Origin of the sequence: Paenibacillus ferrarius (genome assembly GCF_002027705.1) — a bacterium.
Classification (GTDB): domain Bacteria; phylum Bacillota; class Bacilli; order Paenibacillales; family NBRC-103111; genus Paenibacillus_E; species Paenibacillus_E ferrarius.
In genome coordinates this window covers 14,607-37,740 of sequence record NZ_MBTG01000072.1, presented here as the reverse complement: position 1 = coordinate 37,740, position 23,134 = coordinate 14,607, and the positions used below count along the sequence as shown (strand labels likewise).

At 45.4% G+C, this 23,134-nt stretch carries 20 protein-coding genes; 15 read left to right on the top strand and 5 right to left on the bottom strand.

The window, feature by feature from the left end:
- Positions 1–90: 90 nt before the first annotated feature.
- Positions 91–414 carry a helix-turn-helix domain-containing protein gene (locus tag BC351_RS44580; protein ID WP_079421105.1) on the bottom strand — a complete coding sequence of 108 codons (324 nt, stop codon included), beginning with the start codon at positions 412–414 and terminating at the stop codon, positions 91–93.
- A gap of 511 nt (positions 415–925) precedes the next feature.
- Between BC351_RS44580 and BC351_RS39170 the strand changes: the two genes are divergently transcribed.
- The 12 genes from BC351_RS39170 (at position 926) to BC351_RS39115 (ending at position 14,341) form a co-directional block, all read left to right on the top strand.
- The gene (locus BC351_RS39170; protein WP_079421104.1) at positions 926–1,477 is read left to right on the top strand and encodes a DUF4352 domain-containing protein; all 552 of its coding nucleotides are present in this window, start codon (positions 926–928) and stop codon (positions 1,475–1,477) included.
- 574 nt (positions 1,478–2,051) lie between these two features.
- A complete protein-coding gene (citZ, locus tag BC351_RS39165; protein WP_079421103.1) occupies positions 2,052–3,164 on the top strand; it encodes a citrate synthase in 1,113 nt (370 codons plus the stop codon).
- Between the two features lie 252 nt (positions 3,165–3,416).
- Positions 3,417–4,715 (top strand): NADP-dependent isocitrate dehydrogenase, encoded by a 1,299-nt coding sequence (gene icd, locus BC351_RS39160; protein ID WP_079421102.1) that lies wholly within the window; start codon positions 3,417–3,419, stop codon positions 4,713–4,715.
- A gap of 60 nt (positions 4,716–4,775) precedes the next feature.
- Positions 4,776–5,717, top strand: a complete 942-nt coding sequence (gene mdh / locus BC351_RS39155; RefSeq protein ID WP_079421101.1) for a malate dehydrogenase — start codon at positions 4,776–4,778, stop codon at positions 5,715–5,717.
- Positions 5,718–5,910: 193 nt separating this feature from the next.
- Positions 5,911–7,479 carry a DNA-binding protein gene (locus BC351_RS39150; RefSeq protein ID WP_208629921.1) on the top strand — a complete coding sequence of 523 codons (1,569 nt, stop codon included), beginning with the start codon at positions 5,911–5,913 and terminating at the stop codon, positions 7,477–7,479.
- A 183-nt stretch (positions 7,480–7,662) separates the two neighbouring features.
- Positions 7,663–8,976 carry an ATP-binding protein gene (locus BC351_RS39145; protein WP_079421099.1) on the top strand — a complete coding sequence of 438 codons (1,314 nt, stop codon included), beginning with the start codon at positions 7,663–7,665 and terminating at the stop codon, positions 8,974–8,976.
- Positions 8,951–9,844 carry a response regulator gene (locus tag BC351_RS39140; protein WP_244209331.1) on the top strand — a complete coding sequence of 298 codons (894 nt, stop codon included), beginning with the start codon at positions 8,951–8,953 and terminating at the stop codon, positions 9,842–9,844. The genes BC351_RS39145 and BC351_RS39140 overlap by 26 nt, the downstream gene beginning before the upstream one ends.
- Before the next feature lie 287 nt (positions 9,845–10,131).
- Complete coding sequence (locus tag BC351_RS39135; protein WP_079421097.1) at positions 10,132–10,929, top strand: transporter substrate-binding domain-containing protein; 798 nt, start codon at positions 10,132–10,134, stop codon at positions 10,927–10,929.
- 29 nt (positions 10,930–10,958) lie between these two features.
- Positions 10,959–11,615 carry an amino acid ABC transporter permease gene (locus BC351_RS39130; protein WP_079421096.1) on the top strand — a complete coding sequence of 219 codons (657 nt, stop codon included), beginning with the start codon at positions 10,959–10,961 and terminating at the stop codon, positions 11,613–11,615.
- A complete protein-coding gene (locus BC351_RS39125; RefSeq protein ID WP_079421095.1) occupies positions 11,612–12,334 on the top strand; it encodes an amino acid ABC transporter ATP-binding protein in 723 nt (240 codons plus the stop codon). Before BC351_RS39130 ends, BC351_RS39125 begins: the two co-directional genes overlap by 4 nt.
- A 39-nt stretch (positions 12,335–12,373) precedes the next feature.
- Positions 12,374–13,747, top strand: coding sequence for a sodium-dependent transporter (locus BC351_RS39120; protein WP_079421094.1), 1,374 nt, complete (start codon positions 12,374–12,376; stop codon positions 13,745–13,747).
- Positions 13,748–13,906: 159 nt separating this feature from the next.
- Positions 13,907–14,341 (top strand): hypothetical protein, encoded by a 435-nt coding sequence (locus BC351_RS39115; protein ID WP_079421093.1) that lies wholly within the window; start codon positions 13,907–13,909, stop codon positions 14,339–14,341.
- A 283-nt stretch (positions 14,342–14,624) separates the two neighbouring features.
- Here the strand turns inward: BC351_RS39115 and BC351_RS39110 are convergent, their stop codons facing one another.
- The 3 genes from BC351_RS39110 to BC351_RS39100 all read right to left on the bottom strand — a co-directional run bounded on the left by BC351_RS39110 (position 14,625) and on the right by BC351_RS39100 (position 17,475).
- On the bottom strand, positions 14,625–15,098 hold the full coding sequence (locus BC351_RS39110) for a hypothetical protein (protein ID WP_079421092.1): 474 nt from the start codon (positions 15,096–15,098) through the stop codon (positions 14,625–14,627).
- A gap of 578 nt (positions 15,099–15,676) precedes the next feature.
- Positions 15,677–16,273 (bottom strand): 5'-deoxynucleotidase, encoded by a 597-nt coding sequence (gene yfbR, locus BC351_RS39105; RefSeq protein WP_079421091.1) that lies wholly within the window; start codon positions 16,271–16,273, stop codon positions 15,677–15,679.
- A 65-nt stretch (positions 16,274–16,338) separates the two neighbouring features.
- Entirely contained in the window at positions 16,339–17,475 is a 1,137-nt protein-coding gene (locus tag BC351_RS39100; protein ID WP_079421090.1) for a polysaccharide deacetylase family protein, read from the bottom strand.
- Between the two features lie 76 nt (positions 17,476–17,551).
- Between BC351_RS39100 and BC351_RS39095 the strand changes: the two genes are divergently transcribed.
- From BC351_RS39095 to BC351_RS39085, 3 genes are all read left to right on the top strand, one after another.
- Entirely contained in the window at positions 17,552–19,102 is a 1,551-nt protein-coding gene (locus BC351_RS39095) for a fumarate hydratase (RefSeq protein ID WP_079421089.1), read from the top strand.
- Positions 19,103–19,226: 124 nt separating this feature from the next.
- A complete protein-coding gene (pnpS, locus tag BC351_RS39090; RefSeq protein WP_079421088.1) occupies positions 19,227–21,023 on the top strand; it encodes a two-component system histidine kinase PnpS in 1,797 nt (598 codons plus the stop codon).
- Between the two features lie 96 nt (positions 21,024–21,119).
- On the top strand, positions 21,120–21,836 hold the full coding sequence (locus BC351_RS39085; RefSeq protein ID WP_079421087.1) for a response regulator transcription factor: 717 nt from the start codon (positions 21,120–21,122) through the stop codon (positions 21,834–21,836).
- Positions 21,837–21,871: 35 nt separating this feature from the next.
- Here the strand turns inward: BC351_RS39085 and BC351_RS39080 are convergent, their stop codons facing one another.
- Positions 21,872–22,966 carry a MerR family transcriptional regulator gene (locus BC351_RS39080; RefSeq protein ID WP_079421086.1) on the bottom strand — a complete coding sequence of 365 codons (1,095 nt, stop codon included), beginning with the start codon at positions 22,964–22,966 and terminating at the stop codon, positions 21,872–21,874.
- Positions 22,967–23,134 lie beyond the last annotated feature (168 nt).

Here is a 23,134-nt window from a genome sequence, read left to right as displayed (position 1 = left end):
ATTTGCTCCTTTGTCCGAGAAAAATCACTGGTTCTTTGCCTACATTGTATCAATCTGCGTCCTTCTCGACAAATGTTTAGTCGGGGATAGCTATTCTCCCTGCTGTTGGCGTTTGGAGCGCACAAAGGCTTTGAAACGTTCAAGCTCCTCCAACTCTTCGTCTGTCCAATTCTCCCCTTCATGGTGGGCGGCAATCGTCTCAGGCTGCTGCTTGTCGGCCATGATCACCAATTCCTCAACGGTTATATCCAGCGCGCGGCAAACTTTGATGACGTTATCGATGGAAGCTCTGCCGACACCGCGGCTCAACATAGACTGGAGGGTTGTGGGGGGGATACCTATTTCTTCAGCAAAAGCTCTTCTGCTGCCTCGCTTATCAATTAATGCAGACAAAATTTCAGCTTTTTTATCCACCGGGCACCTCTCAATTGAATGGAATAAACGCTTTTCCGTATATATGGAATATCGTACCTTATCGGAATAGCAATGTAAAGGTTAGGATAAACGATAATGCGTTCATAATTTTTATGATAACTTGAATATGAACGTAGTAGCGTTTAGAAATACCGTAAACTTGAACGCATTTGCATGTATCGGCCAATGCACTACAAACAAGCAGGATACGTGACAGATCCGCAATATAAGATGAGACTATATACTCTTATTGAAGTGAATGGAGGCAGACAATATGTTGAATGAAATAGAGGAACTAAAAGAGGAAGTTCTGAAGCAAAGGCGAGTATGCCAGTACTGTAAGTATGTTAATTTCACCTAAACTCAGAAGCACAGGAGAAAAGAAACCTGAGGGAAAGCATATTAAAAATCACAACTACAAGGCAAATTAGCAAGAATTGATGGAACATTTTATGGGGATCTGCTAAAATACAACAATGGAAAATATTACTTGTGAAAGAAGTGACTATCTTTGAAGGTTATTTTAGTTCTGTGTTCATTTTTAATGCTCATCGCTTGTTCATCGCAAAAAGCAAGCAATGATACTCAAACAAGTACTAAAAAAGTAGAAGTATCTCAAAACAATGAAACAACAAAGCCAACACCGTCTCCTAAAAGTGCAGCTAAATTGGCTTCATTGGGTGAACAATTGAAGCTTAATGATTGGGAAATAAAATCAGAAAGCTTTGAGTTTATCAATGAAGTTAAGATCAATCATGAGACTGTAACCGCAAAAGATGGAGAGAAATTTTTGCGTTTAAATGTTTCTTTGACTAACAATGGAACAGAATCGAACCCGTTTAATAATGGTTCAGGGATCAAAGTCATCTATAATGAGAAGTATGAGTATAAATCATCAACAAGCACTTTAGATGGCGACTTAAGTTATAAATTTGTTAAGCCTCTTTCAACAGAAAAAGGCATGTATCTTTTTCAATTGCCCGAGAAAGTAGCAAATGCGCCAGAAGAATTAATTGCTGTATTTGAAGTCAATAAAGAAAAGGTTAGTGTGAAATTACGCTAGTCTGTAATGACTAAGTGGACTAAAAGGTAGTAAGAAATATGAGAATCCAGAAGCACTGATGAGAAGAAGCCTGAGGGAAAGCATCCCTTGGGCTTTTTGTTTGTTCCGGAAAATTTCCTTTGCAAAGCATTGTTATAAAAAATACATCGGTCCAGCTTGTTCGCGAATCACCCACTTTATTGTTTGACAAAACCAGTAACTTCTTCTTAATTTACCTTAGTTAGAGGACAATTCAGGAATTGTATGGTATTGTGAGTCAATAAGAAATTGTCCTGCCTGATTGATTGCTTCTGCCTGATTGAACCCATATTTTGCCCGGAATTTTACCGCAAAATTCCTGAATTATCATGATTTTTTATGATTAACAGTGAGCATACTGAATATGGAAAAAACGCGGAGCGACAGTGCTTTGAGTATTAAAATCATGAAGGAATTCAGGTAGATAGCATATCTTTATGATAGTGATAATGAAGTTTTATGTCTGCTTTTCTTCACTTACCAAGCAAAATACTTTATTATGTAAGATAGGAAAAAAGCAATTTTTTGCTAATAGAGTAGCTAAGGAGAGATTCCCATGTCTGCAACCAAAGGTTTAGAAGGAATTGTAGCCACGACCTCGTCGATCAGCTCCATTGTAGATGGAGTGCTAACGTATCGCGGGATTGATATTGATGACCTCGCTGAAAATGCGACATTTGAAGAAGTTATTTACTTGCTTTGGTTCGGTAAGCTGCCGACCCAAACTGAGCTTGAGAAACTGCAAAGTGACCTGAACGCTTACAGCAAGGTGCCGGATGCGGTTATCGCTCAGTTGAAAGCATTCCCTAAAGGTGTTAATTCCATGGCTGCTCTTCGTACAGCAGTTTCCGCACTTGCGCTTTATGATGACGAAGCTAATGATTTGAGCCAAGAATCCAATGTGCGCAAAGCGATCAAGCTGCAAGCGCAAATTCCTGGCATCATCGCAGCGTTCGCTCGCATACGTGAAGGCAAAGAGCCAGTAGCTTCCCCAGGGTATTCATCCGTAGCTGCTAACTTCTTGTACCAATTGACAGGCAATGAGCCGGACAAAGTAGCAATCGAAGCTTTGGACAAAGCATTAGTTCTTCATGCTGACCACGAGCTGAACGCTTCCACATTCGCGGCGCGTGTAACAGTGGCTACATTGACAGACATCTACTCCGGTATTACTTCTGCGATCGGCACGCTCAAAGGACCTCTTCATGGTGGTGCGAACGAAGCGGTTATGGCGATGCTTGAAGAAATCGGTACAGTAGAGAACGTAGTTCCTTACATCAATGACAAATTAGAGCGCAAAGACAAAATCATGGGCTTCGGTCACCGTGTATACAAAAACGGAGATCCACGCGCGAAGCACTTGCAAAAAATGTCTTATGAGCTTGGTAAATTGACGGGCAATTTGAAATGGTACGAAATGTCCATTAAAGCTGACGAGTTGGTAACCAGCCTCAAAGGTTTGAAACCAAACGTAGATTTCTACTCAGCATCCGTCTACACAACTTTGGAAATCCCACGCGACTTGTTCACGCCGATCTTCGCGATCAGCCGTACATCCGGTTGGGCTGCCCACATCTTGGAGCAGTACGAAAACAACCGTTTGATCCGTCCTCGCGCTGAGTACACGGGTCCGGTTAACCAAAAATACATTCCAATTAGCGAGCGCTAATTCGGTCTTAGGCAAGCACTCATGGTGCGGGCGGTTCGGTATAAGGCTTCAGGGGTTACCCTGAGGTGTACCGCGACTCCCGTCACTTTTTGTGTGTCTATCACTCTTCTGCTTTCTACGACTTTGACGTGTTGCATTTGTGAAAAGGGTGCTTGTTGTAGTAATGTAGCTAATAGACTGCCAAAAGCACGAGGCGTATAGCACCAAGCTAACTCATTCGTTCATTTTAAACAATTCCAAGGAGGAACTATCATGCCACAATTCGAATCCTACGCTCTACCAACAGAAGGTCAAAAAATCACGATCGAGAACGGTGTACTTCAAGTACCTAACAACCCAATCATCCCTTACATCGAAGGTGACGGTACAGGTCCTGACATCTGGGCGGCTTCCGTTCGCGTTCTAGATGCTGCTGTTGAAAAAGCATACAAAGGCGAGAAGAAAATCGCTTGGTACGAAGTTTTTGCCGGTGAGAAAGCTTTCAACAAATACAACAACTGGCTGCCTAACGACACGTTAACAGCTATGCGCGAATACATCGTGTCCATCAAAGGACCTTTAACTACGCCAATCGGCGGCGGTATCCGTTCCCTGAACGTTGCGCTTCGTCAAGAATTGGATCTTTATGTATGTTCCCGTCCAGTTCGTTACTTCAACGGTGTTCCATCCCCAGTGAAACGTCCTGAGTTGGTTGATATGGTTATTTTCCGTGAAAATACAGAAGATATCTACGCGGGCATCGAGTGGGAAGCTGGTTCCGACGCAGTTAAAAAAGTAATCAAATTCCTTCAAGACGAAATGGGCGTTAACAAAATTCGCTTCCCAGAAACTTCAGGGATCGGTGTTAAACCAGTATCTTCCGAAGGTACAGAGCGTTTGGTTCGCGCTGCTATCGAGTACGCAATCAAACATGGCCGCAAAACATTAACATTGGTTCACAAAGGCAACATCATGAAGTTCACAGAAGGCGCGTTCAAAAACTGGGGTTACGAGTTGGCTGAGCGTGAATTCGGCGACAAAACATTTACATGGGCACAATACGATCGTATCAAAGAAGCAGAAGGCGCTGAAGCAGCGAACAAAGCTCAAAAAGACGCTGAAGCAGCTGGCAAAATCATCGTAAAAGATGCGATTGCTGACATCGCTTTGCAACAAGTATTGACGCGTCCTACGGACTTCGACGTTATCGCTACATTGAACCTGAACGGTGACTACCTGTCTGATGCACTAGCTGCACAAGTTGGCGGTATCGGTATCGCTCCAGGAGCTAACATCAACTACATCACAGGTCACGCGATCTTCGAAGCTACGCACGGTACAGCTCCTAAATATGCTGGTCTTGACGTAGTTAACCCAGGTTCCGTTATCCTTTCCGGCGTTATGCTGCTTGAGCACCTTGGCTGGTTGGAAGCGGCTGAACTGATCTACAAAGGTTTGGAAACATCCATCAACAACAAAACGGTTACTTATGACTTTGCTCGTTTGATGGAAGGCGCGAAAGAAATCAAATGTTCCGAATTCGCGAACGAAATCATCAAAAACATGGCGTAATCCTTTTCACCTATTCGAATAAACGTATAACCAACCCAACTATTAGGAGGCACATCTCAAATGGCAATCCGTCGTAATAAAATTACTGTCGTTGGTGCTGGATTCACAGGAGCTACAACTGCTCTTATGCTCGCTCAAAAGGAACTCGGTGACGTGGTTCTGCTAGATATCCCGCAATTGGAAAACCCGACAAAAGGGAAAGCACTTGATATGCTGGAAGCAGGTCCGGTTCAAGGCTTTGACGCTCAAATCACGGGTACATCTAACTACGCGGATGCTGCTGATTCCGACATCGTGATCATTACCGCAGGTATCGCTCGTAAACCGGGCATGAGCCGCGATGATTTGGTTAACACGAATGCAGGTATCGTGAAATCCGTTTGTGAGAATGTAAAAGCAGTTGCTCCTAACTCCATCGTTATCATCTTGAGCAATCCAGTTGATGCGATGACATACGTGGCATTTCAAGCTCTTGGTTTCCCCAAAAATCGCGTAATCGGCCAATCCGGTGTACTGGATACAGCTCGTTACCTGACGTTCATCTCGCAAGAGTTGAATGTTTCCGTTGAGGATGTCAAAGGGGTCGTTATCGGCGGTCACGGCGATGACATGGTTCCTTTGGTTCGTTACACCTATGCTGGCGGCGTTCCGATCGAGAAATTGATCTCTGCCGAGCGCATCGAAGCTATCGTGCAGCGTACGCGTACTGGCGGTGGCGAAATCGTTAATTTGCTTGGCAACGGCAGTGCCTATTACGCACCAGCTGCTTCCCTTGTGCAAATGACAGAAGCCATCCTTAAAGATAAAAAACGCATCATTCCTACCATCGCTCTTCTTGAAGGCGAGTATGGCTATAACAACTTGTTCATGGGTCTTTTGACAGTTCTAGGCGCTAACGGGATCGAGAAGATTCTTGATATCGAATTAACGGCTGAAGAAAAAGCAGCTTTGGACAAAACAGCTGACTCCGTACGCAATGTTATTAAAGTTGTAGCGGGCTAATCGGCAATGATCAAAAGAGCTAATCTCCTATTTACTAGGGGGTTAGTTCTTTTTTTGTTGTTGCGGGCATAAAATTTTGTTACTTTTGTAAAATCATGCTAAGGGGCTATTGCAAAGTCCGTGACCTGTGCTACGATACAGCTAGGCCTATATAATGGCTAAATATTCCATAAGATGGAGGGATTTGATGTTCATGAGAAGCTTGTTCGGAACAAAGAGTTGGAAAAGCCTTGCTTTAACGGTAACCTTGTCGGTGTCCTTTATTGGGGCTATTCCTCAGGCTTTCGCCGAAGGACCTAACGATCCAGCGCCATCCATTACGCCAACTACGGCCAATGGCAAGAAAGTGTTGTTTGATAACACACACGGCCAGACGGCTGGCGCCGCGGATTGGGTTATTGACGGCGGTTTCTCAGATTTCGCGAATGCACTTGGAAATGCAGGGTACTATGTCAAAGAGCTTCGTAAAAGCACGCCAATTACGCTCTCTGATTTATCGGCCTATGACGTGTTTGTGATTGGCGAAGCGAACATCCCTTACAAAACATCAGAGCAAAGTGCCATGCTGCAATACGTACAAGGCGGCGGAAGCATCTTCTTCATTGGGGATCATTACAACGCAGATCGCAACAAGAATCGTTGGGATGCGTCTGAAGTATTCAATGGCTATCGCCGCGGCGGATGGACGAATCCTGCTATTGGGATGAGCACAGAAGAAGCAAATTCGGCTGCGATGGCAGGCGTGGCAAGTTCGGATTGGTTGTCAACCAATTTCGGAGTTAGATTCCGCTATAATGCGTTAGGTGATATTACTGCGAATAATATTGTTAGTGCTCCTCAAGCTTTTAATATTACAAATGGCGTGTCTACGGTTGCTATGCATGCTGGTTCAACTTTAGCGATTACCGATCCGACTATAGCCAAAGGGATTGTCTATCTGCCGGCAACTACCACCAGTTGGGCCAATGCCGTAGACCAAGGCGTTTATAACGGCGGCGGTGTGGCAGAGGGTCCTTATGTTGCTGTCTCCAAGGTAAGTGCAGGCAAAGCGGGATTCATTGGTGATTCTTCACCTGTAGAAGATGCGACGCCGAAATATTTGAAAGAGGAGACAGGCGGAACGAAAACGACGTACGCCGGCTTCCAAGAACAGAACGATGCAACGCTGCTTGTGAACATGGTGAACTGGCTGGCCGCGAAAGAGAATTACACGAGTCTGACACAAGTGCCTGGCCTGACGTTAAGCACGGCAACGACGCTATATTCGTGGGAACAGCCTGCGAATACGACGGAGCCGCAAGCGGAACCATGGGCAGCGCCTGCTGCTGGTTACAAGTGGTATGATAGCTCAACTTTCAAAGCGGGTTCCTATGGTTACGCATCATCGAACAATACAACGGACCCTTTTGCTTTCGTTCATCAAGCGCAATTGCCGAATCATGCAACCTTCCAAGTGAAGATTGTCTTGAATGGCTTGGCTGCGAATGGAACAACGACAGGATACAACTTAGGCATTTACAATGGATCTGGTACGCAAGTAGCGAAGGTTCAGAACAGTGACGGTTCATGGCCTGCTTCCTATGGCTACAGCACAAGCTTCTCGTTAACCGCTGACAGCAGTGGTCACGCAGAGAAGGTTGTTAGTATCCAGATCAATACAACAGCTTCAGGCGCGGCAAGTATGCGTCTCAGACAGAATACAACGGCTAAATTTACGGAAGCTGTTACGATTGCCGATGTACCGGCACAGCCGCTGCCTTAAAGCCATGTGATTAGCCAGACGAAATAAGCACTTCATATATGGAGCTTCCTCAAGTTTTTACGACTTGGAGGACAGCTCCATTTTTTAATTAGATAAAGGTATGTTACTATAAAGCGTTAGTTGACCTTTGAATTGAGCGGTAACTGTTGAAACCTTTACACGAAGCAGGTGCAAATCAAAGAAATGCAGAATGTAATCAAAAATGAAAGATTTCAAATGTTTGCAATCGCTTTAGCTACGGCTATTGGCGCACAATTCAAAATAAACCCTTTTAGCCATGATTTCTTTCGCGTTGGTCTTGGTGTCAGTATCTTTTTGTTTCTACTCTTGCTCATGCCGCATTTATCTTATGTGAAAACAGGCATTGCGACAGGTATTGTCAGCATGATCGTTCAGTCCGGAGATTGGATTACGCATGTGCATTCATTTACCGTTTTGGAGAGCTTGCGGAATAATGCGGCAGCAGGTTGTTACTATGTCGTGTTTGCTATAGGAATGAGCATGCTTCGAAGAAAAATGAATGAATTCCACCCCTTGTTGTTAGGGGGATATTTGGCTTTCATTGATTTCGCATCTAACGAGACGGAACTCTTCTTGCGCGGGATATTCCTTGGTACGAATAGCTTTTATTTGGAAGAATGGTTCGTTCTTGTGGCTATTGCTGTCATACGTAGTTATTTTGTAATCGGTCTGTACAACAGCATTGTCATCAGCCAGATGCGGCTGCTCCATGTTGAGCAGGAAAAAAGGATGGAGCAGATGCTGAACATCAACTCGGGGTTATATGGTGAAGCCTTTTATTTGAAAAAAGCGATGGATACAATAGAGAATATTACCGCGGAAAGCTATGATCTGTATGGCAAATTGAAGCGTGACAATCTCAAAGATTACAGTCTGCGCACATTAGGAATCGCCCAACAAATTCATGAAGTCAAGAAGGATTCCCAGCGTATTTTGGCTGGATTATTTAAATTATTCGATAGTGAAGTTGTTGTGAATATGAGTTTATCGGAGATTCTGTATTTTGTCGTGAAGGGAAATCAAACGTATAGCGAAATGCTGAAGAAAAAGATTCGGATTGACCAAGAATTGGCTTTTGACAACCAGACCTCGCACTATGTGCCTTTGCTGACGATCATGAACAATTTGGTGGCAAATGCCGTTGAAGCGATAGAGAAGAGCGGGACGATCCATATACTTGTTTATGAAAAAGAAGATGAGGTATGGTTTAGTGTGACAGACTCCGGCAAAGGAATTCCTGATCATAAGAAAAATCTCATATTTGAACCGGGTTATACGACGAAATACAATGAAGAAGGCATAGCGGCAACAGGGATTGGTCTCTCTCATGTGCGCGATATTGTTCAATCTTTTGGGGGAAGCATAACGGTGGGATCATCGGAGCAAGGGCCAGATACTCAGTTCGTTGTTCGTCTTCCGATAACAAGTCTAATACAAGAGGGTGGAGTGGGTGGCACTTTCAATTATGATCGTTGATGATGATGTCGTCTGCAGAAGTATGCTGCAGGATATTATTGAAGAATGCGGCATTGGCAAGGTTGCGGGGGCGGCAGAAGGTGGTCTAGAGGGGGCGCGGTTGATTCTTAAATCGAAACCCGATGTTGTGCTGATCGATTTATTGATGCCTGATCAGGATGGGATTGAGACCATTTCGCAACTAAAAAACAGTGGATATATCGGGAAATTCATTATGATCTCGCAAATTGAAAATAAAGACATGGTAGGTGAAGCCTATCAGAAAGGAATCGAGTTTTTTATTCATAAGCCGATTAATCGTGTGGAAGTTGAGCATGTATTAAGCAAAGTCAATGAGCAATGGAAATATGAGAGGTATGTAGCGGAGATCAAGCAGTCTTTAGCTAAATTGGATATCGTAGAACGCTTATCCGTTCGGAAAGAGAGAACAGTCAGCGATGTTGTGAAGACGATCTTAATGGACTTGGGAATCATCGGTGAAATTGGCAGCAAAGATATTGTCGCGTTAATGGAGCAGGCGATCGAGCATAGACAAGAAACCAGTTTCCCTCCCTTAAAAGAATTGTATGAATCCGTCGCCCACGCCTATAAACAAGGTCAGAAGGATATTGAGAAAGAAAGCAAAGCGATCGAGCAGCGCATTCGGCGGACGATAATGGCTGCATTGAATAATATGGCCTCTATTGGTTTGACCGATTATAGTAATCCTAAATTTGAATATTATGCACCGCTTTATTTCGATTTCCAGGATGTGCGTTTGAAAATGAAAGCCATGGACGAGGACCTGCATGCTGAAAAAGGAAAAGTAAACATTAAAAAGTTTTTGCAAGTTTGTTATATGGAGACACTTGAGAAATTGAATAGTTAATTGAGGAATTCAACCTTCCACGTCTAGAAATAGGGGACTGTAGGTTTGAATTCCTTTTTTTTATTTCACTGTGATGTATCATCACATGAAGTGAACTGTGATTCCGAATGTAATCGGATACAATATTTGCCGCGGTGAGCGGCACGCACTTCATGTGAACTTTATTTTCATGCAGCAGGAGTAATTTTGTAGGATTCTGTAGGTTGCTGTAGAGCATCAGATACCATGTAAACACGAGTGATCGCTTCAGTCGATCTCACATTTTAATAAGGAAAAGGGGTATTTACATGAAAAAAGGTTTATCCATCGTGCTCGGAACGGTTATTGCTTTATCACTTAGCGCTTGTGGCAATGGAGCAACTACAGCAAATAAGTCTACAGATTCTACGCAACCAGCACAAACGAAGGCAGTTAAGAAATACACGTTTGGCACGGATGCGACATATCCCCCTTTCGAGTTTCAAAAAGATGGCAAGTACATTGGAATAGATATTGATTTAATCAACGCCATTGCTAAAGAAGAAGGTTTTGAAGTTGAAGTAAAACCGATGAACTTCAAAGGGATTATCCCCGCAATCACGGCCAAACAGCTGGACGGCGCTTTAGCCGGCATCAGCATTACGGATGAACGCAAACAAGTGGTTGGTCTCTCCGATTCTTACTACCAAGCGGGGCTTTCACTCATCGTCCGGGAAGATAATACAACGATCAAAACCCCGGAGGATTTGAAGGGGAAAGTCATTGCTATTAAGAAAGGAACGTCCGGAGCTAAGCTGGCCGATGAATATGGCAAAAAATATGGTGCGCAAGTGAAATATTTCGACGATAGTCCCTCCATGTATCAGGAAGTTGCCAATAAAAATGCAGATGTAACCATTGAAGACTTTCCAGTTATCTCTTACAAGATTGCCGTTGATCCTAATTCCAAGCTGAAAGTCGTTGGGGATCGTTTAAACAGTGATTTCTACGGGATTGCAGTCAGTAAGGATAACGAAGAATTGATGAAAAAAATCAATGATGGACTCAAGAAGCTGAAGGACAACGGCAAATATGATGAGATTTTCAGCACGTATATGGGGAAATAAAATTAGTTTAAGGAAGGAGTGGGGATCGGGTGACTTCCTCTCTGCAGGTTATTCTAGATGCAATGCCCATGCTCTTAAAAGGCGCTTTAATTACTTTTAAAATTGTTGTTATATCATTGCCGATTGCTTTTGTTATTGGTTTATTAACCGGTTTGATGAATGTTTCTTCCAGTAAAATTTTGCGCACCATCGCTACTTTATATGTCGATATCATTCGTGGAACACCGCTGCTTGTGCAGGTTTTCTTTGAATATTTTGGGATACCGGCCTTCTTCGATATTCGGATACCGGCAGAGACCGCAGGGATTATTGCGATCAGCTTAAATGCAGGGGCTTATATATCGGAGATTTTCCGGGCGGGCATTATTTCGATTAATAAGGGCCAGATGGAGGCCGCACGCTCACTAGGCTTAAGCAAATGGTTGACGATGCGACTGGTCATTCTACCGCAAGCGATTCGCCGAATGGTGCCTGCTTTCGTCAATCAATTCATAGTCAGTATTAAGGATACCTCATTGTTGTCTGTGATTGGAATTAATGAATTGACTCAGAGCGGGGAGATTATCATTTCCTCGAACTATCGTGCTTTTGAGATATGGGGAGTCGTAGGTATTATCTACTTTATTATCATTTATGCCTTATCCCGCTTAGCTCGTGTATTTGAGAGGAGGTATACGTCCCAATGATTGTCGTACAAAACCTGAAAAAGACATTCGGTACAAACGAGGTGCTGAAGGATATTTCCACAACGATACAGGAAAAAGAAGTGGTTTGTGTAATTGGACCTTCGGGATCAGGAAAAAGTACCTTCTTGCGATGCCTGAATCTTCTTGAGGAAATAACGTCTGGAAAAGTGACGATTGGCGATGTCATGGTCAACTCACCGGATACGAATATCGATCAATTACGCGAAAATGTCGGCATGGTATTTCAGCTTTTTAATTTATTCCCTCACTTGACCGTACTGGAAAACATTATGCTCGCCCCGAAGCACATTAAGAAAATGGATAAGCAGGCAAATGAACAAAAAGCGATGAAGCTGTTAAGCAAAGTGGGTTTAGCGGCAAAACGGGATGTCTACCCTGACCAGTTGTCAGGCGGACAACAGCAGCGTGTAGCGATTGCTCGTGCGTTGGCTATGAATCCACGTGTTATGTTATTCGATGAACCGACTTCAGCGCTAGACCCCGAGATGGTCGGTGAAGTGCTGCAGGTTATGAAAGATTTAGCCCACGATGGGATTACCATGATTGTTGTCACACATGAAATGGGCTTCGCTCGCGAAGTGGCAGACCGCGTTATCTTCATGGATGGAGGGTATATCGTAGAAGAAGGGACACCGTCCGAACTATTCGATTCGCCCAAACACGAACGTACCCAAGCATTTCTCAGCAAAATTTTATAGATCTTGCATCCAAATATGGTTAGGAGTTTATTATTCATCATGAACAACGATCAGGCATCAGGACAAGCAGTAAGCAAGAAAAAAGGATCGGTCGAACGCTTTACGTCGAGTGGTTTTATTTTGGCGGCGATCGGCAGCTCTGTAGGGCTGGGCAACATGTGGAAATTTCCCTATATTACAGGGAAGCACGGTGGCGCCGCTTTTTTCTTGTTGTTCATCATTTGTTTAATTATTGTAGGCTTGCCCATTTTACTTGCCGAGATGACGATTGGCCGTGGAGGCAGAGGCAATGCTTCGGCATCCTTCTTTAATCTGACAGGTAAAAAATATTGGGGGGCATTCGGACTGTTGTCCATCCTTACCGCCTTCATGATCATGTCCTACTACGCAGTGGTCGCGGGATGGACGTTCCATTACACGGTAGAGTCGTTCACTGGCCTCCTTTTCCAAGAAGGCTCTGATTATAAAAGCAAATTTATATCATTCGCTTCAGGCTATTGGCCTATTTTCTGGCAGGCTGTTGTGATGCTCCTTACGGGCTGGATTCTTGCCAAAGGGGTTTCCGGCGGTATTGAGAAATTCAATAAAATATTGATTCCCGGTTTTCTGATCATCCTGCTGATTCTCATGGTTCGTTCGCTTACGCTCCCAGGCGCTGCAGAAGGGGTGTCCTTTTTCTTGAAACCGGACTTTGCCAAGCTGGATGCGGAGTCTGCCTTAGTCGCTTTGGGACATGCGTTCTTTTCCTTATCGCTAGGGATGGGTTGCATGCTAACCTATGGTTCTTATGTGGAAAAAAGACAGTCGCTTGGCGCAGCGACACTCGCGATTGGTTTCGGTGATTTGGTATATGCCTTCATCGCAGGACTTGTCATCTTCCCTACGGTTTTCTCCTACGGACTGGAGCCAGGTGAAGGTGTAGGCTTGGCATTCATGGCGCTGCCGGCAGCGTTCTCACAAATGCCATTCGGTTTTTTCTTTGGCGGTTTATTTTTCTTATTGCTTGCTATTGCCGCGTTGACTTCGGCCATTTCCATCTTGGAGGTGCCAGTCGCATATGCCATGCATAAATGGCAGTGGAGCCGCAAGAAATCAGCCATCCTCATTTCCATCCTTTGCTTCTTGGTAGGTGTTCCTTCAGGACTTTCTGTCGGGGGCGTTCTCGGGGATTTTCATCCCGGCGGCAAAAGCATTTTTGATTGGATGGACTTTATTACATCTTACGTTCTAATGCCATTCGGCGGATTAGTCGTTACTTTATTTACGGGATATGCATGGAAAAAGGCTGGGGAAGAAGCAGGGCTGAAGGGCTTCTGGTATAAAGCCTGGATGTTCTTGCTTCGTGTAGTAGTTCCCATACTCATCGTATGCGTGTTCTTGCATTCGGTAGGGATAATTAAGTTTTCCAAATAACGAATGAGACATCCGCTCACTTGGACACTCCTAGCGCTATAATTAGTCACAATTACATGTGAATTTACGGTAAGGATGGGATCGCTTTCTTGTCGTGGTCATTCCAATTCGGGTATACTGAAGAGGAAAAGATTTCATTAAAATTGCGGAGGGTGTTCAATGTTACAGGTTATGATCTTTTTGCATGTAATTAGTGCTTTATTGCTTGGCGTCTATGTTGTATTTCCTTTCATCGTGGGACGTGCTGCCGCTTTGTCCGGAGCAGCACAAGAGAGCTTTGCGGGCTTGCTGTCCACGTTTAACCGAATCGGCCAGTATTCTTTGATCGTTACGTTCCTTACAGGCGGGGCGATGGTCAGCCAAATTGATCCTAGACCTTCTGTGCTTTGGATGGCTTTGTCCGTTGTTCTGCTCTTGATCGTTGCTGCACTTACAGGAATGATGGGCGGAAGAATCAAGAAGCTGATTGCGAGCGGTAAAGCAGGTAAAAGCACAGCAGCGGATGCTGCCAAAATCAAAGCTTTCAGCTGGATTGCAGCGGTAGCGGTTATCCTTGCTATTTTGTTCATGACTAATCCACAATTGTTAAATTAATTTATGGATAATGATGGGGCTGTCCTGAAAGTAGATTTATCTACTTACAGGGCAGCCCTTTTCAACTTTAAAGAGCAAGCCATCCGACCTCGATGAATTGGCAAATACTGATGCTTGTTGCATTGTGATCCAGCCGGGAACATCTGAATTGTATTGCGTTAGAGGGGATGATTCGGCTTAAATACCCCGGAACTAATACAACACAATTGATTTTGACTTTGTGCTGCATTTCCTTAACATATGAAATCCGCGTTTTATTGGAGCGTATCTGTTTTTAGACGTGCTACCTAACAACTAAAGTTTGCTTTTGGGTCGGCAATTCATGCTTTTTATCAGTATTGTTCTCTGAAGTATCAAAATTAGCGACGGCCCATACTTCATACTCTCCAGCAATATCGATGTTGAAGGTATATCCTTCATCAATAGTTCCATTTGTAGGAATGCTCCTTACTACACCAAGGCTTGTACTTGGATAATGATTTATTATTTTTCCTTTGCTATTGGAAATATAAAATGTAAATAGTTTTTCTCCATGAGTGATGCGTATATCGCTATCTTTATTGTTTGTAAATTTGGCTTCAATTGTGAAATTAGTATTTTTATTTGCGATGCTAGGACTTGTGAGTCCAACCGTATATTCCATATTCGTAGAATGTGCCCCTTCTGAATTAGTTTCCTTGATATGGACTGGTTGAGAAGCGCAGCCTAAGATGCTAAGCCCAAAAAATAAGGCTAAAATCCAAAGTAAATGTTTCAAAAATTCCGCACCTCCGTGATTCTTTCCCGTGTCATATTTAATGCATACGCCTCGCTGTCTATTTCATCTACCATTATCCCATCTAGATATAATAGGCTTCCGCAATCTCCTCTAGTCGCCCCTCTGCTAATGGCTATCCTTTAAGTGACATATCGCCATTCGGTAGTTCGTCAGTCCACAAATGGACATTATTCTGAAGATATATCTATTCATCAGCTCCCTAGCGTGGGTTTTGCGAAGCTGGGAGGTTGGCGCAAGTCCGCAGATTTCGCATAATTCCTGCGATTATGCATCCTTTTCGCCTTGGGAATAAGCGGAAAGGTGAAAAACATGCAATTGTGCAGGCTTTTGAGGCCTTTTCCCGATTCCAGGCTGGAAAAGAAGAAAAAGCCTGCATAATCGCAGGCTTTGTGTAGTTTTCACACGATTTGATCAAAAAAGCCTGCACTTTGGCAGGCTTTTCTAAATCGGTGAGTGATTATAGTGCCTATGTGATGGCGCATTCGCTGCACATGGCTTTGGGTCAGCTACTTTTTATTAGTCATTATTAGAGATGGAGGTAGAGCAGTAAACTGCGCTTAGTTATCTTGGGATGGATTTAAGGTGATTTCGTCCAAGGTTTTCTCGAACGACGCGCTCATATGTTCAAGGAAGTAGTCGACTTCCGGCATGTTCATTTTATGCAAGCTGTCCAAAACTTGCTGTTTGGCGACGACGAACTCGCGGTTGCCTGTAGAAAGCTCTGTCAAGCATTTGATATAGGCTTCGATTAAGTCAGCCGCTTTCACCCAGCGGTACAGCTCGGGGTCGGGATCTTGGATTAAGTTACGATAAATGCTGCTGATTTCCGGCGGAATGGTCTGGATCAAGCGCTCCACGGCAACATCTTCGATCTCACGGAAGTTCCGCAGAATTTGATCGTTATTATGCTTTACAGGCTGCGGGATATCTCCTGTGAGAACCTCGGATGCATCATGGAACAATGCGATGGATACAACGCGATCTGTAGGAACATTGCGGCCGTAGACTTCATTGGCTATGGTACATAGCATATGAGCAATCGTGGATACATAAAAGGAATGCTCGGCTACATTCTCTCTGCGCATGTTCCACATGAGACTCCAGCGATCAATATATTTGAGGCGGTATAAATAAGCAAAAAAATGATGGTCCATTTTATTTGTTGCACTCCTTCTGATTCGAATCCTACTATCGTACCGCAAGTTGGCGTTTATGCCAATCACTTGACGCTCGGTGTCACCCGCGCCGCCACCTGCCCGGTGGCTGGGGTGTAGACGAGCGGCTGCTCGATCAGCGCTTGCAGATCATCAAGCGCAATTGTGATCTGCCCGTGCTCGCGCAGCACGGGCTCGCGCAGCTTAACGCGCGCATCGCCGCGCGTCGCCTTAGCCGCATTCACCTGCAAGGTGAATGCCTCTTGCCCCAGGCGGAGGCTGAGCGCTCCGCCTTCCTCACGGGCACTGCCGCCGAGCTGTTGGGCGGCAGCGGCCGCGTCTACGCGCAGCGGGGTGCTGCCCGGCTGCGCAACAATCCGCCGCTGGATCGAGCGGTCGAGCAGCTCCGGCGTGATGCCGGGGCTGCCCGCGTTGATCCGCGGGATCAAGAGAGGATCGGCGCTGCGCGTCGCCATCTCCGGCGAAATCGTGAAGGCATAGCGAATGCCAGCCTTCTGGATCAGTTCCGTCGCCGCAGGCGTCGTGATGCCGTACGGGTACGCCATCGCGTCGAGCGGCGCGTCCGTCAAGCCCGCAAGCTTGCCGACACAAGCTTGCGTGTCGGTGAGAACACGCTGTTGATAGGCGTCATCGCTTTCCGCATCCAATCGGCCAACCAAGGCTGCCTTGCCATCAGGCAGCTTATGATGCAGATTATTGGTGTGGCAGCCAATGTCGATAAAATTCGTGGCATGCGTCATTTCGCTGACCTGCTCCTTCGACATCGAAGGGATGTAGGATCCCATCGGATTGGCCAAATCATTCGTGATTACGAAATTGACCGCAGGAATCCGCAAGCTTTTGAGAATCGGATAGGCCGCTGTGTAGAAGCTTTGATATCCGTCATCGAATGTCACGAGAACCGCATTGGAAGGAACGGTAGCGCCAGCCATATATTGTTTGAACTCGTTTAATGAAATGAAATGATAGCCTTTGCTGAGCAAGGTTTGCAGCTGCTGCTCGAAAAGAGCAGTCGTAATCGTACTGGAGCTGGTGTCTTTGTCATGAATGTGATGATACATGAGAACGGCGACCTGATCCTGATAATAGATATCTTGAGATCGCTTCGCCTGCAGCGGCGTAAGCAAGAGTGTGAGGCCTATGAGGCTCAGCAGAATCGTAATTGCGATTCTTTTGGACATGTCAGCGTATCTCCTTGTATGGTATAATAGTTTGTAATAATTATTATTTGTAAGTTGAGAGGAGCCATCTTAAGTCATGCAGCATTTTTATCAAAGCGTCTACGATCTGATCGTCGAAACGTCCACAAACCTTCCGGGTGATGTGCGCCGTGCGGTTCAAGCCGCTCAGGAGAACGAAGACAAAGGCACTCGTTCCGCGTTATCCCTATCTCGTATTGCCGATAACATTCATATGGCGGAATGCAATGTATCCCCGATTTGCCAGGATACAGGCATGCCAACGTTTATTATACACTGTCCGGTTGGGGCAAACCAAATTATCATGAAGAAGCAAATTCTCGAAGCCGTAGCGAACGCGACCAAAGCGAGCAAACTTCGCACGAACTCTGTGGATTCGCTGACAGGGGCCAATAGCGGAGATAATCTTGGGCCAGGTACGCCGGTCGTTCATTTTGAGCAATGGGAACGTGAAGACGTTGAAGTGAAGCTGATTCTTAAAGGCGGCGGCTGTGAAAATAAAAATATTCAATATAGCTTGCCTGCCGATCTCGAAGGTTTAGGCAAAGCGGGGCGTGATCTGGACGGTATTCGCAAATGTGTCATGCACGCGGTTTATCAAGCACAAGGTCAAGGCTGCAGCGCTGGATTCATCGGTGTTGGCATCGGCGGCGACCGCACAAGCGGTTATGAGCTGGCTAAGCATCAATTATTCCGCCATGTTGACGATGTGAACCCGCATCCGGAACTTCGCAAAGTGGAAGAGTATGTGATGGAGCATGCGAATACGCTAGGTATTGGAACAATGGGCTTTGGCGGTCAAGTAACGCTGCTGGGCTGTAAAGTTGGCGTTATGAACCGTTTGCCAGCAAGCTTCTTCGTTTCGGTTGCTTATAATTGCTGGGCTTTCCGTCGCCAAGGCGTCATCCTGAATGCTGAAACCGGTGAGATTAACGGCTGGTCTTACCCTCGCGGAGCGGAAGTTTCATTCCAAGAAGCTTTCGAAGCAAGCGCTGAAGCGGCTAAAAACGTGCCGCAAGAGGAGCGTCGCGAGATTGTCTTAACAACTCCGATCTCTGAAGAGCAAATCCGCAGTCTCAAAGTCGGCGATGTTGTCGTAATCAACGGGACGATGCACACAGGGCGCGATGCGCTGCACAGCTATTTGATGACCCATGATGCTCCGGTTGATTTAAATGGGGCTGCCATCTATCACTGTGGTCCTGTTATGAGCAAGGATGAAGCAGGCGAATGGCACGTGAAAGCGGCGGGACCTACAACGAGCATTCGCGAGGAGCCGTACCAAGGCGAAATTATTAAGAAATTCGGCATTCGTGCTGTTATCGGCAAAGGCGGTATGGGACCGAAAACATTGGCTGCTTTGAAAGAACACGGAGGCGTTTATTTGAATGCGATCGGTGGAGCAGCACAATATTATGCGCAATGTTTTAAAAAGGTAGAAGGCGTCGATTACATGGAATTTGGCATTCCTGAAGCTATGTGGCACTTGGAAACAGAAGGCTTCGCGGCTATCGTAACGATGGACTCCCACGGCAACAGCTTGCATGCAGATGTCGAGAAGAATTCCTTTGAGAAGTTGTCTGAATTGAAAGAGCCTGTCTTTAAATAACGGGATTATAGGATTACAGCATTCATCTTTACAAAAAAATAACTGGATTAGGCACGGAGAAAAGGGTTACTATGTAGAGTAGCCCTTTTCTTTTTATTTCCTACATCGGAGGTTCTCCAGAAAAATGACCAAATTCCGTGCCAAACTGACTTTTATTTTAATTATGTTGATTGGCTGTTCCATGCTGATTGCCGGTATTTTCATGGCTAAGGTGCTAGAGAACTCTCACGTGAAATCTTTGAAAGACAATATGGAACGTGAACTTCAGGTAATAAGAGTAACCTCGGACTGGAATCGCATGGGCTCAGAAAGCGATCTAATCAACGCTTACTCCACACAAGTAAAAAGAATTAAGGAAGCTACCTATGAACGATTAACGTTTGTACGAGCAGACGGCAAGGTATTGGGAGACTCGGATCAACAACCGGAACAAATGGATAATCATTTAAGCCGACCGGAGATTGCGGAAGCTGCCGCTCAAGGAGTCGGCTATACAACACGATATAGTGATACACTCAAGGAAAAAATGCTGTACGCAGCTATTGCTGTTAAGAATGATTCGCAAGTAACAACCGGATTTCTTCGGATTTCGATGAGTCTTGCCCAGGTGGACAAGTCTGTTCGCAGCTTGTGGTATTTTCTAATTATCGGACTAGCCATTTTGTTCCTCATTGCAGGCCTGGTCAGTTATCGGATTGCCAAAGGAATTACTCATCCCATTGAGAAAATGACCAAAGTCGCACAGCAAATTACGAATATGAACTATGAGTCTCGGGTTCCCGCTTACAGCAACGATGAGGTTGGACAGCTTGGTCAGGCGATTAATCGGATGTCAGAAAGCTTGCAGCTGCAAATGGCCCGGATTCAAGAGAATGAGCGCAGGCTGCAAGGGGTCATGGAAAATATGATGAGCGGCATCATGATGATTGATCGCGATGAGCGCATTACGTTATTGAATCCTTCCGCCGAATATATTCTGGGCTTCTCCTCACAGGAGCTGCTTGGCAAGCGATATAATGAAGCCAAACAGCAGTTGGATTTCACGAAGCTGATTCAGGAATGCATTGAAACGCGGGAACCGATTCGCGATGAGATGATCTTTTATTATCCGGCAGAACGTATTCTGGATATCCATTTAAGTCCAATTGCTCATGAAGATGAGGAGTGGTCGGGTGTTCTCATTGTGATCCACGATATCACAGCTGTGCGCCGACTGGAGCGGATGCGCAGTGAATTCGTGGCGAATGTTTCCCATGAGCTGAAGACGCCGATTGCAGCTGTCAAAGGTTTTGCCGAGACGCTGCTTGCAGGGGCGCTGAATGATAAGGAAACGGCAGTATCGTTTCTGCAAATCATTTTTGATGAAAGTGAACGATTGAATCGCTTGATTGGGGACATTCTAGAATTATCCAAAATTGAGTCGAAACGAATTCCAATGAATTTCTCACCTATCTACTTACCGGAATTTCTAGAAAGATCTTTGAGTGTATTAAGAAAAGAAGCCGAAAAGAAACACATTGAGCTGACGATGCAGGTCGATGATGACGTGTATATTGAAGCCGATGAAGACCGCTTGCGGCAAATTATAATTAACTTGCTATCCAATGGAATCTCCTATACGCATGATGGCGGTAAGGTGAAGGTGCGCGTAGAGCCGCTTGACATGAATGCAGATGGCGATTATGAACGGCTGCGTTTGATCGTATCCGATACAGGAATGGGGATTCCGAAGAAAGACTTGCCTCGTATCTTCGAGCGATTCTATCGCGTAGACAAAGCACGTTCCAGAAGCTCAGGCGGAACCGGACTTGGATTATCCATTGTCAAACATTTGGTAGAGCTGCACAAAGGAACGATTCGTGTCGATAGTGAAGTTGGGATCGGGACCAAGTTCACCATTGAATTGCCTGTCATTCACTAATTTACACAGAGATGACGAAAGATTTACATTCTCTTTACAAAATTGTGGTAAAGTAAGGGTGTGCAATGTTAATAAAATGTAAATGCGGGGGTCCCCATGGCACAAAACATATTAGTAATTGAAGATGAGCCAACGTTAGCACGGTTGCTTTCGTACAACCTTTCTCAAGAAGGTTATCATACGAAAGTTGTCGATCATGGTGGCGATGGACTTCAAGAAGCGCTGCAGCAGTCCTACGACCTAATTATTCTGGATATTATGCTGCCAGGACTCAATGGCTTCGAGGTATTAGCAAAGCTCAGACAAAAGGGGAACAGCACGCCAGTTATTATTTTAACGGCGCGCAACGCAGAGGATGAAGTCGTACAAGGCCTCAAGCATGGCGCTGATGATTATATAACGAAGCCCTTCGGGGTGGCCGAATTGCTTGCTCGCGTTTCGGCGGTTCTGCGCAGAACGCAGTCAGAGGAAGCCACCGCGGATAAGCTGAAATCGAATGAGAAAGTGATTCAGGCGGGTGAATTGTTCATTTATCCAGAGAAGTATGAAGTGGTGCTCAAAGGGGAGTCCATCCCGCTTAGGCCCAAAGAATTTGAGGTTCTGCTGTATCTCGTGCAGCGGCCTGGCGTGGTTGTGACGCGAGATGATTTGATGAATATCGTTTGGGGCTTCGATTATATAGGCGGCCAAAGAACGGTCGATGTGCACGTAAGCTCGCTTCGGAAGAAGCTGGAAATGAATCAGCAATCGGTTCAGATTGATTCCATCCGTGGTGTGGGGTACAAGCTGGTAGCGAGCATGGTCAAAAAATAATGAGTCTAGGGTGCTGATCCATCAGCTGCCCAGGCTCATTTTTGCGCGTAGATGACATAAACGTCGTCAGCAATTTCCTCCGTAGTTACTTGTGAAGTGCGACACTGCAGCCATGCCAGCAGCTGTGAATGTACAGTGTAAAGTTCAATTTGCTCATGCATCATAGGCAGCTTTGTGGTTTGTGAGTTGATAAGTCTGGTTAGGAATACATCCTTCTTGTCTGGATCTTTGATCATATAGTCAGCCAGACAAATGATGCCGCCGGGCTTCATTACCCGCAGCATTTCATTCCAGGCGAGCTCTCTTTGCGGCTCGGTAAGATGATGAAGGGCGAACGAGCACACGACGGCGTCGAACTCTCCGTCCATGAATGGAATGGCTAAGACATTGCCAAGCTTAAGTTCAATTTCCGCATTCTTGGCCGCGCATAGCTTGAGCATTTGCTGGGATTGGTCGATCGCCGACATGGCCATTCCGCTTTGTTGAAGTTTACCGGCCAAGTTGCCCGTTCCGGTTCCCACATCGAGACCTTTGCTAAGGTGAAACGGAGCAACCAGCTCCACGATTTTGGCCAAAGCTGCCTCGTAGATTATAGAAGAAGGATGGTTGCGAATAGGCATGACCTGAGAGTCGCCTATTTGGCGAACGTCAGGAGGAGCTGTTTGCAGCAGCTCATCAAAGTGCGGAGCTTTTTGATCGAAGCCCCAATGGTCCCGCCAGCTGGTTCGAAGGTCACGGAGCTCTTTGTTGTGTTGGGCCAGCTCATAAAGCAGCTCTGTTGGCAGCTGCTCGCTTGCTTGCGCAGCTTGTATCATCTGATCCATGGTGCCGATCATTTGCTTTATTTCTGTCCACTGCTGGAACAGCAGGGAACGATGCATTTGCAAGGCGCCAAGCACTTCTTCTTGTCTATTCAAGTCAGTCTGAGCCAAGGTCAGCCTTATATCTTCAAGCGTCATGCCGACCTCTCGCAAGGAGATTATCGTCTGCAGTCGCCACGCGTCCTGCTCGGTATAGGTTCGATAGCCGTTCTCCTTTTGCTTCGTTGGCATGAGCAATCCTTTCTGCTCGTAGAACCGAATCGCTCGGGCTGTAATGCCCAGCTTGCGGGAGATTTCATTAATTAACATGGTTAATCCTCCATCATGGCACAATCGGATACAATTTTCGCCAGATCAGAAATATTATTTTGGCTGATTTTTGGTATACTCTTATATAGTACAAGCTAATAGCAAATGTGAGAAGCATCAGGAGATACATAAGGGTAATACTTATGCTACGAAGCCAGTTCCTGGCGA

Coding starts and splice junctions, on each gene's coding strand:
- citZ (WP_079421103.1), top strand. CDS start 2,052: ATGTCTGCAACCAAAGGTTTAGAAGGAATTGTAGCCACGACCTCGTCG.
- icd (WP_079421102.1), top strand. CDS start 3,417: ATGCCACAATTCGAATCCTACGCTCTACCAACAGAAGGTCAAAAAATC.
- mdh (WP_079421101.1), top strand. CDS start 4,776: ATGGCAATCCGTCGTAATAAAATTACTGTCGTTGGTGCTGGATTCACA.
- BC351_RS39150 (WP_208629921.1), top strand. CDS start 5,911: ATGAGAAGCTTGTTCGGAACAAAGAGTTGGAAAAGCCTTGCTTTAACG.
- BC351_RS39145 (WP_079421099.1), top strand. CDS start 7,663: ATGCAGAATGTAATCAAAAATGAAAGATTTCAAATGTTTGCAATCGCT.
- BC351_RS39135 (WP_079421097.1), top strand. CDS start 10,132: ATGAAAAAAGGTTTATCCATCGTGCTCGGAACGGTTATTGCTTTATCA.
- BC351_RS39125 (WP_079421095.1), top strand. CDS start 11,612: ATGATTGTCGTACAAAACCTGAAAAAGACATTCGGTACAAACGAGGTG.
- BC351_RS39120 (WP_079421094.1), top strand. CDS start 12,374: ATGAACAACGATCAGGCATCAGGACAAGCAGTAAGCAAGAAAAAAGGA.
- BC351_RS39115 (WP_079421093.1), top strand. CDS start 13,907: ATGTTACAGGTTATGATCTTTTTGCATGTAATTAGTGCTTTATTGCTT.
- yfbR (WP_079421091.1), bottom strand. CDS start 16,273: ATGGACCATCATTTTTTTGCTTATTTATACCGCCTCAAATATATTGAT.
- BC351_RS39100 (WP_079421090.1), bottom strand. CDS start 17,475: ATGTCCAAAAGAATCGCAATTACGATTCTGCTGAGCCTCATAGGCCTC.
- BC351_RS39095 (WP_079421089.1), top strand. CDS start 17,552: ATGCAGCATTTTTATCAAAGCGTCTACGATCTGATCGTCGAAACGTCC.
- pnpS (WP_079421088.1), top strand. CDS start 19,227: ATGACCAAATTCCGTGCCAAACTGACTTTTATTTTAATTATGTTGATT.
- BC351_RS39085 (WP_079421087.1), top strand. CDS start 21,120: ATGGCACAAAACATATTAGTAATTGAAGATGAGCCAACGTTAGCACGG.
- BC351_RS39080 (WP_079421086.1), bottom strand. CDS start 22,966: ATGTTAATTAATGAAATCTCCCGCAAGCTGGGCATTACAGCCCGAGCG.